Origin of the sequence: Mesorhizobium sp. WSM2240 (assembly GCF_040438645.1) — a bacterium.
In the GTDB taxonomy this organism is placed as follows: Bacteria; Pseudomonadota; Alphaproteobacteria; order Rhizobiales; family Rhizobiaceae; genus Allomesorhizobium.
Window position 1 is genome coordinate 78,218 of record NZ_CP159256.1, and the last position, 14,646, is coordinate 92,863.

The 14,646-nt window shown below is 62.1% G+C and carries 11 protein-coding genes and 3 pseudogenes; 3 read left to right on the forward strand and 11 right to left on the reverse strand.

Annotation, left to right across the window (positions count from 1 at the left end; translation table 11 throughout):
- Positions 1-80 precede the first annotated feature (80 nt).
- From ABVK50_RS29975 to ABVK50_RS29995, 5 genes and pseudogenes are all read right to left on the reverse strand, one after another.
- Positions 81-1,385 carry an amidohydrolase family protein gene (locus tag ABVK50_RS29975; protein WP_353646930.1) on the reverse strand — a complete coding sequence of 435 codons (1,305 nt, stop codon included), beginning with the start codon at positions 1,383-1,385 and terminating at the stop codon, positions 81-83.
- Between the two features lie 533 nt (positions 1,386-1,918).
- On the reverse strand, positions 1,919-2,122 hold the full coding sequence (locus ABVK50_RS29980; protein WP_353646590.1) for a hypothetical protein: 204 nt from the start codon (positions 2,120-2,122) through the stop codon (positions 1,919-1,921).
- Between the two features lie 166 nt (positions 2,123-2,288).
- Positions 2,289-2,475 (reverse strand): annotated as a pseudogene (locus ABVK50_RS29985) (transposase); the annotation flags it as partial.
- A 29-nt stretch (positions 2,476-2,504) separates the two neighbouring features.
- Positions 2,505-3,046: pseudogene (locus ABVK50_RS29990) on the reverse strand (cytochrome b/b6 domain-containing protein).
- A pseudogene (locus tag ABVK50_RS29995) lies at positions 3,027-3,499 on the reverse strand (MarR family winged helix-turn-helix transcriptional regulator). The pseudogenes ABVK50_RS29990 and ABVK50_RS29995 overlap by 20 nt, the downstream one beginning before the upstream one ends.
- Positions 3,500-3,617: 118 nt before the next feature.
- On the opposite strand from ABVK50_RS29995, the gene ABVK50_RS30000 reads away from it, so the two are divergent.
- Positions 3,618-4,559, forward strand: a complete 942-nt coding sequence (locus tag ABVK50_RS30000; RefSeq protein ID WP_353646591.1) for an AraC family transcriptional regulator — start codon at positions 3,618-3,620, stop codon at positions 4,557-4,559.
- A gap of 95 nt (positions 4,560-4,654) precedes the next feature.
- Here the strand turns inward: ABVK50_RS30000 and ABVK50_RS30005 are convergent, their stop codons facing one another.
- The 4 genes from ABVK50_RS30005 to ABVK50_RS30020 form a co-directional block, all read right to left on the reverse strand.
- Positions 4,655-5,074: an ester cyclase gene (locus ABVK50_RS30005; protein WP_353646592.1), complete on the reverse strand. Its 420-nt coding sequence runs from the start codon at positions 5,072-5,074 to the stop codon at positions 4,655-4,657.
- A gap of 151 nt (positions 5,075-5,225) precedes the next feature.
- Positions 5,226-7,391: a xanthine dehydrogenase family protein molybdopterin-binding subunit gene (locus tag ABVK50_RS30010; RefSeq protein WP_353646593.1), complete on the reverse strand. Its 2,166-nt coding sequence runs from the start codon at positions 7,389-7,391 to the stop codon at positions 5,226-5,228.
- A complete protein-coding gene (locus tag ABVK50_RS30015; RefSeq protein ID WP_353646594.1) occupies positions 7,388-8,392 on the reverse strand; it encodes a xanthine dehydrogenase family protein subunit M in 1,005 nt (334 codons plus the stop codon). The genes ABVK50_RS30010 and ABVK50_RS30015 overlap by 4 nt, the downstream gene beginning before the upstream one ends.
- A gap of 1 nt (position 8,393) precedes the next feature.
- The gene (locus ABVK50_RS30020) at positions 8,394-9,053 is read right to left on the reverse strand and encodes a (2Fe-2S)-binding protein (RefSeq protein WP_353646931.1); all 660 of its coding nucleotides are present in this window, start codon (positions 9,051-9,053) and stop codon (positions 8,394-8,396) included.
- 350 nt (positions 9,054-9,403) lie between these two features.
- On the opposite strand from ABVK50_RS30020, the gene ABVK50_RS30025 reads away from it, so the two are divergent.
- Together ABVK50_RS30025 and ABVK50_RS30030 are read left to right on the forward strand one after the other, a co-directional pair.
- Positions 9,404-10,333 carry an AraC family transcriptional regulator gene (locus tag ABVK50_RS30025; RefSeq protein ID WP_353646595.1) on the forward strand — a complete coding sequence of 310 codons (930 nt, stop codon included), beginning with the start codon at positions 9,404-9,406 and terminating at the stop codon, positions 10,331-10,333.
- Between the two features lie 416 nt (positions 10,334-10,749).
- Entirely contained in the window at positions 10,750-11,673 is a 924-nt protein-coding gene (locus ABVK50_RS30030; RefSeq protein ID WP_353646932.1) for an alpha/beta hydrolase, read from the forward strand.
- A gap of 155 nt (positions 11,674-11,828) precedes the next feature.
- Here ABVK50_RS30030 and ABVK50_RS30035 read toward each other — a convergent pair whose 3' ends face one another.
- Both ABVK50_RS30035 and ABVK50_RS30040 read right to left on the reverse strand, forming a co-directional pair.
- Complete coding sequence (locus ABVK50_RS30035) at positions 11,829-12,788, reverse strand: alpha/beta fold hydrolase (RefSeq protein ID WP_353646933.1); 960 nt, start codon at positions 12,786-12,788, stop codon at positions 11,829-11,831.
- Positions 12,789-13,354: 566 nt separating this feature from the next.
- The gene (locus ABVK50_RS30040) at positions 13,355-14,374 is read right to left on the reverse strand and encodes an AraC family transcriptional regulator ligand-binding domain-containing protein (RefSeq protein WP_353646596.1); all 1,020 of its coding nucleotides are present in this window, start codon (positions 14,372-14,374) and stop codon (positions 13,355-13,357) included.
- Positions 14,375-14,646: the final 272 nt, after the last annotated feature.

Genomic DNA, 14,646 nt, shown 5'->3' on the forward strand with positions numbered 1-14,646 from the left:
TGCTCGGCTGTGGAATGCCAGCGCTCTACGCCAGCAGGCCATCGGCGGCGCCCAGACAAGACAGGCGGCTCAGTTATTCCTCACTCGGTCAGCGTGTTCTTATAGATCACGCCGTCCTTCATGATGATCTTGAAGTTGTTGGCAGGATCGGCCACCAGGTGGATCTTCTCCAGCGGATTGCCTTCGACGAGCAATAGGTCCGCGAGCGCGCCTTGCTCGACCACGCCGAGCTTGCCGGGATAGGGATTGCGTTTGCCGGACAGAGCCAGCAGTTCGGCATTGGTCCCGGTCGCCATGGCGAGCGCTTCGGCAGGCGTGTACCAACGGACAAGCGAGGCGAGAATTGCCCCCTGCTGCTTCGCCAGCGCGCGCGAGAACAGGACATCGGTTCCCCACGCCGTCTTGATCTTGTACTTCTTTGCCAGTTCGTAGGTCCTGCCGATGCCGGGCCACACCTCATCGGCCTTGGCGCGCTCGACCGAACCCTCCCGGAGGCCTGTCCTCATCAATTCGGGAAGCGGCTGCAAGCTCAGCCAAACGTCCTTTTCGGCGATCAGCTTGGCGGTTTCCTCGTCCATGAGAAAGCCGTGTTCGATACACTTCACACCGGCCGCGATAGACTTCCGGATCGCATCCGAGGTGAAGGCGTGCGCGGCGACGTAGGTGCCCCAATTCTCGGCAATTTCAACGGCCGCCCGCAGTTCGGGCGCGGTGAAAGTGGTGACGTCGAGCGGGCTGTGGGGCGACGACACTCCGCCGCCCGCCGTCAATTTAAGCAGCACGGCTCCCTGCATGAACTGCTCGCGGGCACGCAAACGCACCTCGTCGGGACTGTCCACGACGATGCTGCCGCCGTTCCTCTCCATGGGGGTGAACAAGCCGCCGACCCTCCGCGGCAAGTCGCTGAACTGGCGGAAATCCCCATGCCCGCTGGTCACCGTGATCATGGCGCCGGACGGATAGATGCGGGGTCCTGCGATGATGCCCTGATCTATCGCGCGCTTGAGACCGAACGCCGGCCCGCCCACGTCGCGAATGGTGGTGAAGCCGCGCATCAGCGTATCCGTCGCCTCGTCGCCGGCCGCAAGATTGGCGAAGCCGACGTCGCCCATTGCCTCAGCCGGCCCGGTCGCAATCAGCATCGCGTGCCAATGCGCGTCGATCAGCCCCGGCATCAGCGTTCGCCCGTTGCCGGCGATGCGCTGCGCGCCTTCAGCCTCGATGGGACTTGTCGAGATCCGCGCGATCACATTGCCCTCGACGAGCACATTCGACGGAGCCGAAAGGGCGGCGCCCTTTCCGTCGAAGATGCGGACGTTTTCGAAAAGCACGTCATCAGCGGCCGCAGTGGCGCAAAGTCCGAGCACGAAAGCGCCCGCAAGCATTTTTCGGCCGGGGCGAAGCATCATGAAGGCCGTTCGGGCAGGAGTGAAAACGGCTGCGGCGCAGGACACGGCCACCACCTTGATCATCTCCCGCAGTTCGAAAAATTTGGGATACACGGCGCTTCTCCGGCTTCGGGAGGTCACGGCACAAGATAAAGTTGTAGCTCATACGGCATCGGCGTCAAGAAGCGTTCCAGACTGGTCTCTTTCGCAGTGAAGGGACGTATCGAACGTCAGGCCGATCGCGATGATACCAGGGCTAGCAGTGCAAGGTTTGCTTTAGGAAGCGAGCAGACGATTCTGACGAAGCGACGCCTGCGGGTCTTGAGTGTAAAAATTCGGCCGAGGGACTTCCGCTTTGAGGTCGGTTGCGGACATCTGAGCGGTCGAATCTCTGAACGGCTCAACTTGGGGGGACGGAAACTACCCGCTACGCGCCCGAAAGTCGGCCGTAGAGAATGCCTTCGTCACTACGCGAAAGCAGACATCGCCAACGACTAAGCTGTAGCGAGGTCGCGCCCAGGTCCGGACGCTCATACCGAGCGCAAGGATGGTCGGGATGCGGCCCATTGCGGACCCACGGTGTTGCCGTGGCAAAACTGAGTTGTCGGCGCGACTCCAGCTTCGTGCATGATCCATTGACGAAATGCCGCGATCTTCGGAATGTTGGTTCTGTTGGGACGAACAACGACGAAGTAGCCTGCCGGCGTCGGCACGGGCGCGTTGATCGCGAGCATGATGCTGCCGGCCGCCAGTGCGTCCGTCGCTTATACATCCCGCACAACAGCCAAACCCTGACCGGCAATGGCTCCCTGAATCAACAGAGCATCGTCTGCATAGCTCGGCCCCTTCGTCGCGCTGCGGGACGGCTTGATCCCATGAGCTTCAAGCCAGAATGGCCCAGCCGTCCGTCCACATGGCGAGCATGATCACCGTCATCTTGCGTACCACTGTGACTGCCCCCTTTCGCGAGCACCGTTCCCCGCGTCTTGAGCTTGTCCTTGCTCTTAAAGCGCGTCATCAAAGCCGACGCCGCCTCGTAGAGTACACGCCGCACATCCGTATCGCCGGCCTTCGAGATGCGTCCCTGCCCGACTGCCACCATTATCCGGCTATGACTCAGGCAACCTCACCCCCATACCACATGCGCCAGAGCAACCCGTCGCGGCGAAAGAACTGGTGATAGAGCGCTGCACTTACATGAGCGGTAAGCAACGCGAGCAGAAGGTTGGCACCTAGCCCATGAGGAACGCGCGGCGGATAATCGTGAAAGTTCGGCAGCGGACCTGCGCCGTCGCCGAACACAGTCGGGCCAGCGCCGCTCAACCCAATCATGCCGATACCGCTTGTGACCATGCCAAGGATGACGACATAGAGCACAAGGTGAACAGCGCGCGCTAGCCGCTCCTGCCATTTCGGCGAGCCCTTTACCGGCAAGGGCTTCCTGTCGGAGAACCACCACCAGCGATGCGAAACAGGGTCAGCAGCAAGGCAATGATCGCTGCCGGTATATGTATGCGAAGGAACGCGGCCTTGGATGCCGGGTCGATAGCGTTGCCTGCCTGAGACCCGGTGCCAATCGCTACAAAGATGAGGATCGCACTTAGCCAGTGGATCGTGATGGGGATCGCGCCATAGCGATCAGCCGTGCTTTTCAGCATCGATGTCGCCTTCAAGTTTTTGCCGCAGCGCCAGCATGACGCGGTGCGTGGTTTTGATGTCTTCTATCGGTAGCCCTTCTGCGAGCGCGTTGGCACGCGGGTCGTAAGCCCTGATCGCAGCGTCGTAGGTTCGCTGTCCTTTCTCGGTCAGCACGACGAGGTGCGCCCGACGATGGGATTGGGCTGGAACTCGACCAAGCCTTCCTTTGCGAGATCGTTGACGATGCGCTGGACGTTCTGCCGGTTCGCGCCGAGATCGCGGGCGAGCCATGCCACTGGCTGCGAACGGTCGGCGAGGGCAATTGCACCGAGAATTTGCCACCGAGCACTGGTCAGCCCGAGCGGCGCGACGAGCCGGTCGCCCCACGTCAGCGTCAGGTTGTTCACCCGGAACACGGTGAGGATCGGATCGGTCAAGGCTTCGCCGTCCGGGGTGCGAGGGGCATCGTTCATTTGTCATCACCTATCTTTAGGCTTGCCCAAGCATCCGCAAAACTTGCCGGATTCTACAGTCTAGGTGATGTCCGACCGCACCTATGCTATGGTCGATCTGCGTTGCAGGAGAGATCGCATGGACTCACTCAAACAGGCCGTTCGGGCATATGCCTCCGCTCATGGCAACGGCGACGGCTTAGCGCTGACGCCTGTGCCGGGCCTCAGGATGATGTGCGTCGAGACGCCGCGGGGTACGCTTCATTCGATCTACCGGCCGCTGGTTTGCCTCGTCCTGCAGGGCGCCAAGCGCTTGACTGTCGGGCGGGAGGAGCGCGTCTTTTCCGCCGGCCAGTCCGTGATCGTGTGCGCTGACATGCCGGTGGTGGGAAAAATCGAGCAAGCGAGCCCGAACGAACCCTATCTGGCGATCGCGGTCGAGCTTGAGATGGCGATCCTGCGTGAGGTTGCGGCTCAGCTCGGCAGCGCCCGCGCGCCGCGCCCATCCGCAATCCGCACTCTGTTCGCAAGTGACACCGAGGCCGCGGCATTGGATTGCGCTGTCCGCCTGATGCGCCTTCTGGATCGGCCCGAGGCGGCGCCACTGCTCCGCCCCGGGATCCTGCGCGAGCTTCACTATTGGCTTCTGTCAGGCAGCCACGGTCCCGATTTGCGCGCACTTGCCGATCCGGGCAGCCATGCCAGTCGCCTCGGCGAGGCCATTGCGACGCTCAGAGCCGAATATCGGTCACGCATACGGGTCGAGCGGCTCGCGGAGACAGCAGCAATGAGCCTCACTGCCTTCCATAAGCATTTCAAACACCTGACGTCACTGACGCCAGGACAATACCAGAAGCGACTCCGGCTCATCGAAGCGCGCAGACTCATGCTCGACGAGGGCTTTTCGGCGAGCAGCGCAGCTTTCGAAGTCGGCTATGAGAGTGTTTCGCAGTTCACCCGCGAGTATCGCCGAATGTTTCAGGCACCGCCGAAGCGCGACGCTCTGCGCGTCCGAGGCGCATCGCGCAGGCTTGAAGGAGGAGTGGATCGAGTCCCTTTGGAACAATTGGCGATCTCGTGATCGTCATCGAGGTCAGCCTGGAGTCCCTAACGACGCGTCATGCGGTGTGTCGGGAAGCGATGATGCTTCAAATCGAACTTCCGTCCGACTATCGCTCATTCGGCGCCGAGCTTCTGCAGGAGATCCCGGACGTCATATCGCACCCACTCTTCCGCCAGACGGCCCTGCTCATTGTAGCGAAAGAGGTTCATGACCTCCCATTCGACCGGCTTGCCGTGCGGCTGCAACGGCCCCACAGGCGATTGGGTGAGCACGTTGGCGAAGGTTCCTGAAAAAATGGTTCGGGCAGCCAGATATGAGCTCTCGCCGATTGCCGCACGCTGAACCTGAAGGTTTGTGAAGGCGGCGCGAAGGGCGGCGAAATAGGCCTTGAGCTCCTCGTAGGTCAGCTCGCCTCCAGGCCCGTGGATCTTGAAGTCCGGGGCGAAATAGCCGTCGAGCGCGGCGTCATTCTCTCTGGCGATAGCGATTTCTCCGATCCGGATCAGAGGTTCGGCGAATCGACTCGAGGACATTGGATCGGGCACCATCTGAACACCTTGCTGAGTCCCGGAGGCTGCTTTGGCGGCCGCCCACGGCGCGACAAATGCGGCCGCGGCGCCCGCGACAGCGATTTCACGGCGGTTCATCTGTCGCATGTGCTCACCCGGCGGGACATCGTTCGACCTACAGCAGATGCTCGATACGGATCGGCAACTCGCGCAGCCGCTTGCCGGTAGCGTGGAAGACCGCATTGGCGACCGCCGCCGCGGCGCCGACCATTGCCACTTCGCCCAGAGATTTGACACCCAGCGCGTTGAACAGCGGATCGGGCTCGTCGATGAAACCGACCTCGATCTCCCCGATATCGGCATTCACCGCCAGCACATAATCGGCAAGGTCATTGTTGAGATATCCGCCATATCGCGGGTCCACCTCGGTCGCTTCCCGGAGGGCGTGGCCAATTCCCCAGACGACACCGCCACGCACCTGGCTGGCTGCCGTGCGCGGACTGATGACGCGCCCGCAATCGGCCACGCTCACGACCCGCGGCACGCGGACGCGCCTGGTGCGCGGCTCGATGCGTACCTCTACGAAATGCGCGATGTAGCTCATCGTCGTGAAGTTTGGGTATGCGGGACCGGTTACCGCGAATCCGCCGCTTTTCAGCTCTTCAAGTGCCGCGGCGTCTTGGCCCGGTCCAAGTTGCGAGACCTCGACCTGTAAAAACGGACGGCGCACGGCGGCGAGCTGCTGATGGAGATTGCCAGTGATCGGGCGGCCGTCAAGCAGCTCGGAAACAGCCGATCGCATCCGCTCGACGGCCATCGCCGCGACGGGTACGGCGCTGGCCGTTCCCCATGATCCTGCGGTGAGATGCTGCGGCGCAGCCGTCGTGTCCCCGATGGCAATGTCCAGCCTGTCTGCCTCGATCTGCAGCTCGCGCGTCAGCACCGCCGTAAGCGCGGTGCGGATACCCTGGCCAAACTCGTGACCGGCGATTGCGAAGCGCGTGCTGCCGTCGGCACCGATCCTGAGCGTCGCAATCGCCGGATGAATCAGCGACGGGTAGAGGCCCGACGCCACACCCCATCCGATCTGCGTGCCGTCAGCATCCGTCATCGATCCAGGGGCGGGCGTTCGGCGCGCCCAGCCGAAGCGCTCGGCGCCCTGGCGGAAACACTCGTTCAGGAACCGGGACGATAGCGGCGCTCCGGTATGAGGATCGACCTGCGTATCGTTCGCGATCCGGAACTCGACGGGATCGCGGCCGAGTTTGTACGCCAGCTCATCGACCGCGCCCTCAAAGGCAAAGCAGGCAGGGTGCTCGTAGGGCGCCCGCATGTGACCTGGCGGCTGCGTATCCATACGAATGTTCGTGGCGGCGCCGTGATAGTTTGCGATCCCGTAAAGTCGTATCGCCCCTTCATGATAGTCGGTAGCGGGGAAGCCGCCGTTACGCGATTGCTGCTGCTCAACTTCATAGCGCGCGGCAATCATCTTGCCGTTGGCATCCGCCCCCAAACGGATTCGGTGCCGCGTGTTGGGCCGAAAGGTCGCGAGATGGAAAACCTGGCCGCGTGGCAGGACAAGCTTAACGGGCCGTCCAATCAACATGGCAGCATGGGCAACAAGCGCCGTCTGTCGCTGCACCCAGCCCTTCTGACCAAACGCCCCGCCGACAGTTGGGCTTTTCACATCAACCTGTGCCGGATCGAGCCCGAGCGTGCGCGCAACCGCCACCTTGATCGCGCCCGTGTTCTGCGAGCCTTCGTAGATTGTCAGCCGTTCGTCCGCCCACACCGCAGTAGTCGAGAGCAGTTCGATCGGATTGTGGTGCTGCGTGGGAGACACATACTCGGCTTCCACAATCGTCGCGGCGCCGGCTAGGGCTTGCGCCGCGTCGCCGGCGGTCAGATCCTCAGCCGGTTCGCGGCTTTCGCCGGGGCTGCCGATGACGCAGGCGAAGGGCTCCGGCTCAAAGCTGGGCCTGACCACCTCGGCACCCTCGATGGCCGCTTCAACCGTCTCCGCGACGACAATGGCAACGGGCTGCCCGCGATAGGCGATCTGGGTTTCCAGCGTTGGTCGAGGCGTGCCCGGAAGGTCGCCGTGGTCACCCGGTGGCAGCGGCGGCGGGAAGTCGGCCGAGGTAAGAACGCGCACGACGCCCCGCACGCGCATGGCAGCTTCGATGGAAAGCGAGGTTATCGTGCCCTTGGCGATCGGGGAGGGTACCGTCATCGCGTAGAGTAGTCTGGGGAATTGTGTATCAGCGGCATAGGTGCTCGCACCGCGCACCTTGGCGTGCGCGTCGACACGTGCGCGGCCAGAAAATGGTGCGGTACTCATGAGCGGCCCCTTTCAGCAGCGATGAGCAGCGCGTCGGCCAGCGTACGCGCGCCAAGTTCGATCTTGAAACCGTTCTGCCGTCCCGGACGCGCTTCCGCGAAAGCGGCGCGGCCGGCAGCAAGCGCGACTTCAGGCGTCAGACGCTTGCCCGCAAGCTCCTTCTCCGCTTCTGGTGCCCGCCAGGGCCGGGTGGCCACGCCGCCCAGCGCGATCCGCGCCCGTTCGACCCGGTCGCCGCTCATTTCCAGAGCGACCGCTGCCGAGGCGAGCGCGAAGGCGTAGGACTCGCGATCGCGGATCTTGTGATAGGCCGAAGCAACGCCGGCTTTGGTTTTCAGGATCTCGATTGCTGCAATCATCTCACCTGGAGCCAGCGTGAACTCCAGGTGCGGCGTGTCGCCCGGCAGCCGGTAGAGGTCAGAGACCGGCAGCGAGCGTGTTCCGTTCGGTCCTAATATTTCGACAGAAGCGTCCATCGCTACCAGAGCAACCGGCCAGTCGCCGGGCGAGACGGCGGTGCAGGCATCGCTGGTTCCAAGCACGGCCTGGCCGCGATCGATCCCGCCAATGGCAGCGCATCCGCTGCCGGGGTCGCGCTTGTTGCAGGGATAGATGCCGTTCGCGCCGTTCCTGAAATACATGCAGCGCGTGCGCTGCAGCAGATTCCCGCCGACCGTCGCCATGTTGCGCACCTGCTGTGACGCAGCCTTCCACAGCGACTCGGCGAGCACCGGATAGTCGCGTGCAACGAGTTCATTGGTCGCAACCGCGCTCATCGGCGCAAGCGCCCCGAACAGCAGCCGATCGCCGTCTGTCTCGATCCTGTCGAAGCCGCCGATCGCGGTGACGTCGATCAGGTGTTGGGGCCGTTCGACACTAAGCTTCATCAGGTCGAAGAGCGTCGTTCCGCCAGCGATGAATCGCGCACCGTCGCCGGCGCGGGCGAATGCATCGACGGCCTCCTGGGGTGTTGTGGGCCGCACATAGCTGTAGGATTGCATCTCAGTCCCTCCGCATCTTTGCGGCAGCGTCTTCGATCGCGGCGACGATGCCGACATAGGCGCCGCACCGGCAGATATTGCCGCTCATGTACTCGCGGATGCGCTCCTTCGAGGTCGCGTTGCCTTCGTTGACGCACGCGACAGCAGCCATGATCTGGCCGGGCGTGCAGTAGCCACACTGGAGCGCGTCATGATCGATGAAGGCCTGTTGCATGGGATGCAGCGTATCCCCTTCGGACAAGCCTTCGATGGTAAGTACCTCGCGACCCTCGATCTTGGCGGCCAGGGTGAGGCATGACGCCACGCGCCGCCCGTCGACATGAACCGTACACGCACCGCACTGACCGTGGTCGCAGCCCTTCTTCGCGCCTGTCAGCGCGAGGCGCTCGCGCAGCAAGTCCAGAAGGGATGTACGCGCGTCGATCTCCACCTCGATTGGGGTGCCGTTGACCGTCGTGTGCAAAGTCAGCGCATGGGCGGGCGCCACCGGCAGCGGCGATGGTTGCAGAGTGGTGGCCGCTTCCGCGGGCGTGGAGCGATCGGCGAAGATGGAGGCGGCGACTATGGCGGAGCCTCCTTGCAGCGCACTGCGGCGGGATAGGATCAAAGTACTTGAGCCGAAGCCGTCCTCATCCTTGTCGGCTTGGCCGTTGGCTGGCATATGCTCGCTTCCGGTCATGGCATGGCCTCAATTTATCGTCGTGTTCATGGCGCGCTGCTCCACACGTTTGGGCTACCGGGAGCCAGACGATGGCGTCTGGCCGCCATTGCAGCCGGGCGGCAAATTCAGGCCGTTCCAAAGCTGAAGGGATCCGTGGGAGGCGTGCGATCCGAAGAGCTCGCCAGTGGACTTGTCCGGCGTGCAAGCGACGATCCCTGTCACCGCAGTTCTATCGAAAAGTTTGGGCGGAAGCTTGCCAACGGCTACACAAAACTTGCCTGATCCTGTCGCGCGGGTGATCTCGGCTCATGTCGGTACTAGATCTGAGCCAAATTCAAGGGAGGTAGCGCGTGGAGTTCCTTAAGGGGTCGATCCAGGCTTACGCTCGCCAACATGCAGATTCCCACGGCTTGGCGCTGACGCCGGTGCAGGGATTGATGATGAAGTGTGTGGAATCACCGACCGGCGACTTGCAGGCAGTCTGCCGACCAATTGTCATCCTGGTCCTGCAAGGTGCAAAGCGCATGATCGTGGGGCGGGAAGAGCGGGTCTTTTCGGCCGGGCAGTACGTCATAATAAGCGCGGACATGCCGCTCGCCACACGGATCATACAGGCAAGCCCGAGCGAACCCTATCTTGCCATCGCTGTCGAACTGGAAACGGCGCTTCTTTGTGAAGTCGCAGCGCGTTTGGACGACGCGCCCGTCAAACGGCACGCGGTGGCACATACCTTGTTTGCTGATGACACTGACGCCGCTGCACTGGATTGCATGTCGCGGCTGATGCGCTTGCTTGATCGACCCGACTCCATTCCGCTCTTGCGTCCAGGCATCATGCGTGAGCTGCATTATTGGCTGTTATCGGGACGGCACGGCGACGCCATGCGGGCGCTTTGTGATCCGGCGAGTCACGCGAGCCGCCTTGCCGCTGCAATCGCAATTATAAGGGCCGAGTACCGATCGCGCATGCCGGTCGAGCGGCTCGCGGAGGCGGCAGCAATGAGCCTCACCGCCTTCCACAAACACTTCAAGCACATGACGTCACTGACGCCGGGACAATATCAAAAGCGGCTCCGTCTCATGGAGGCGCGCCGACTGATGCTGGAAACAGACGCTTCTGCAAGCAGCGCTGCGTTCCAGGTGGGCTACGAAAGCGTTTCTCAGTTTACGCGCGACTATAGCCGTCTTTTTCAGATGCCGCCCAAGCGCGACGCGCTCCGCGCTCGATCCGGACCAAGCAACGGGCGAACGGACAAGGGCGATGCGGTCGAGCTCACCTAATTTCGGCGTGAAAATTGTGCTCAAGTGAGCACAGCGACAAATCCTGACGAGCCACCCGCCCATGAGCCACCGGCACACCGGGAGAATAAGACAAAACTCGTGCAGGATGGAGCAAAACCCTCGAGTTAGAAGAGCGTTTCCTTAGACAGATGGGCAATCAGGATGGCTCTGCTGCAACGAGCAGTCACCTACGCGCTGCCCGCCGCCGAAGAGAAAGGCACATCATGCTCGATCGTGATCTCTTGAAGGCTTCTCGATCGCAAGCGCGAATTTCTCGCCGCCGATTGGTTTTGGCAGGCGCGATTACACCAGTGCTCATGACAGCCCATTCGGCCGCCGACCCGGCGCAAACACAGAGAGGTAAGTCGATGCCCATATCGCCCGACAAACCGAAGCAGGCCGACCAGCGGACCGGCATGCCGCAGAGTGAGATCGAACAGACGCTGCAGACCATCGCCGACGGCTTTCGCTCTTGGCCACGCGCGCCGATCATGCACTTCCCCGCTGAGGCGGGCTTGAAATACGAGGATGTGTTTTTCCCGTCGGAGGATGGTATTCCGCTCGAGGGATGGTTCATTCCGGCAGCCGGGTCTGAAAAGATCATCATCGCGAACCATCCGCGCTGGTTCAATCGCGCCGGCCTTCCCTCGCATCTGGAACCTTGGCGCTCGTTCGCCGGCTCGGCCGGCAATGATTTCGAGGTGGACTTCGTGCCGGACTACAAGATCCTTCATGATGCCGGCTACAACATATTGGCATACGATCTGCGCAACTTCGGTCAGAGCGGCACAGCCAATGGCGGCATCTTCTCTGTCGGGCGCTTCGAGTCCCGAGATGTCATCGGCTCGCTGAACTACCTGCGGACCCGCGAAGACACGCGCAACATGACGATTGGGCTTTTCAGCCGGTGTGTCGGTGGCAATGCCACCATGTTCGCCATGACACGCCGTCCAGAACACTTCACGGATGTGCGTTGCATGGTCGCCCCGCAGCCGTTGTCCAGCCGCGTCGCACTCGAACGTGGGCTGGAGCGGCTCGGCATTCCGGCCAGGTACATTGACGATTTGGAAGAACGTATCCGTCTTCACACGAGCTTTAGGCTCGATGATTTCTCGCCCGTTCTTTGGGCGAGAAGCGTAACGATTCCAACTTTGCTGTACCAAGTCCGCGAGGATGTCTACACGAGGCCGGAGGACGTTCAGGCCATGTACGACAACATGCCGGCTGCGGACAAAAAGCTGTTCTGGATCGAAGGAACAACCCGACGGTGGGACGGCTACACCTATTTTCAAAGGGAGCCCAGCGAGATACTCAATTGGTTTGCTCGCTTCATGAGTTGACCGGACTGCTGGAGACGCCCGATGTGGGCGCCTCTGGATCAAGCAGGCAGCACGCGCCAGCTCGGAGTCGTCGTGAAGGGCAGGCGTCTGCATGCCCGAAATAGGTGAATCACTGGGCACTGTTGGCTAGTTGCGGTAATCGTCGCCCGTACACCTCACTTGGATTGGATTTTGCCCAGCGGATTGGGTCTGATCGACAACGCCGCGGACGCCTCGCGCCACGCGTGATCTCCGGGATAGAGCGCGGAGCGAAGATATGCCCAGGTGACCCGTTGGACGACACCAAGTCGTTCGGGATCATCGTCCTGTGACTCGCGCACGTCATAACCGGAAACACCGCCCAGTGCGTGCTTCGCGCCGAACATCGTGAGCAGGCTCTTCGGGCCTGGGCTGAACGTGTACGCGTCGGCACGCCAATCCTGTCGATCAGAAAACTGGGGACTCTGATCCTGATCGCCAGCGACCACGAGGGCCGGCGTCGTCATCTCGGAGAAGCTGTTGTTCCGCAGCACCGGATAGTGCTGGGACGCGAATGCCGCGAGATCGGCCCCGTTGCCAGGCGGCGCGAGCAAAACGGCCGCCTTAACGCGCGGATCGATCAGATTCCATTCCTTGCTATCGACGGGATCCTTGACCCGCATGCCCGCAAGCATGCCCACGGTATGGCCGCCCAACGAATGTCCGACTGCGACGACGCGACTCCGGTCCAGCCGGCCACCGAGCCCGGGAAAGGCGGCCTCGATCTCCTCCAGATGGTCGAGGATGAAGTGCATGTCTTGGCCGCGGGATCGCCAGAACAATGGGCCTTCCGGCCCATTCGGGTCGAGCCCGAGGGCCTTCGAGTCCTGGTGCGTGGGCTGGATGACGGCAAATCCGTGCGCAGCGTAAAAGTCCGCGAGCGGGCTGTAACCACGCAGCGAGGAGAGATAGGTCGATTGTCCGTGGCCGTGCGAGAGGAGGACAATCGGCAACTCGCTTCCACTTATTGGCACCGAGACTTTCAGCTGCAGCTCCGTCTCGCGCCCAGGCACCGAAAAGACAATCGGGCTCACGCAAATGAACGAGGTCGGCGCGCTTACCGGGATGTATTCAGCTGTATTGAGTGGATTGTTCATGGGATGGTCCTTGCTCTTGTGATTTGCCGCCAGGAGTAAATTCACGCGAGCGTCTACGCATGCAGCGGCCACAACGGTTGCGCCGAGGATAAGCGCGTTTCGCCGGGTGAACGTTGGATGGTCGGGCCTGCTGGGCTCAGCGATACGCTCGAGGTCGGAGTCGTTTTGCATGTCTCTCTCCAGTCAATGCCTCACGCTTCAGCGGTCGGGCCCTTCAGCCTGTTCATGGGTTGAACTTGTGGTTGCGTCGGACCAGCACGTGGCCGGCCCCGGAGCAGACACCCGTCTGCCTCGAGAGCGTCCCTGGCGGCGAGCGCGGTCGTCGTGCATCGCCCGATGACCGTACGTTCAGAGGCTCACCCCTCGCATTCGCTTCTCGCGCCAACCTACTTGCAGATCGCGCCAATCAGATTTGCTCCCAATGCGGAGGGAGGTGCCGGGCGCCACCGCGGTCGCACCGTCCCGCGCCCTTGCGGTCCGTCAGGCACCATCGTGTCGCTCGCTCGTTAGCGGCGTTTCGCGCCCGATGCTGGCTTCAGAATCGAATACGGGCCATGGCCACCCAGTCAGTACGGAAGCGCCCCAGCCGGCGCTGTTCGAAAACCGGCCCCTTGGGCGTTCTGCTTCCGCCAACTGTGCGGCGTCACGCCCTCCCGGTCCTTGAAGGCGCGGTAGAATGAGCTGGTATCCTGGTAGCCCAGGAGAATTGCGACTTCATCGATGCTGATCGACTGATCGGACAGCAACTGCTCTCCCAACTCACGCCGCGCTTCAGAAAGAAGCGCTCGGAATGTGGTGCCCTCCTCGGTGATGCGGCGTTGCAAAGTCCGCTCGCTCGTGCCGAGGTCGCGGGCGACCTCGGCCACCTCGGGCCGACCGCTCGCAAGGTTCCGCTTGAGAACGATCTTTACCTGTTCGGAGAACGTGCACTCAGCGTCCAGATCGCTTCGCGCAGCGGCTAGGCCCGGCATGAGCAGGTCGAGAAATTCCGAGTTGTGGCCCGGGAAGGGCCGGTCGAGGTCAGTGGACCTCAACACGATCAAGTTCCTTCGTGCCCCATACCGGATCGGGCATCCGAAATATGCCTCATGATCCGCGCTGCGAGGGCCAGGCCGAGCGAAATCGATTCGAACGGGCGTGATATGCTGGCCAGTGCCTTTGCGCCCGAGTTCGATCACAAAGGCGAACGAGGCATCGATGGAGATCGCGGGCTCCGGCTCCGGCGAATAGGGCCATTCCTTTGACAGAGTGAATTCGCCGTCACGCTCGGAGATGAGGAACCTTTCGGATGGGCTGAGCCGCTTGAAACGCACTATGCGACCCAATGCGTTGCGATAGTCGGCTGCGTAACACGCCGCCAAAAATGCGGGTTGATGTCCAGAACGATCGAACGCCTTGACGAACTTGATGGCGAAGCCGGGATCATCGGTGAGAACCTCGACTGCCTTGTAGATTGCAAAAATCTGAGCCGTAGACAAAAGCGCTCGAGGGTTCAGGTGGAGGATCGCCGGCAGCCGGGCCTGACGCAGAATGGCGGACGGCTTTAGCCCGGCCTCCGAAAAGGCCCGCCAGAACGCCTGGGGCATCTTGCACCGATCCGCCGGAATTCCGCTCACGGCCACCGCCTTTCCTTTCAGCGCATTCATCGAGCGCTGCGATCACTCTCGACCCCATAAGATCTGACGAGGCTGACGATTGCCCACATTTGATCTGCCGCCCGCACCCCGCTCTCACGGGAAGCGGTGGTCTCGATTCATTTTATCTGGCCGCATTGAAGGGGGAACAGCAAAATGCGCCAAATGACTTGCAGTTGGCGCCACAATGTCTCGAGTGCGTCGGCTGCCGTGCGGAAACTCCC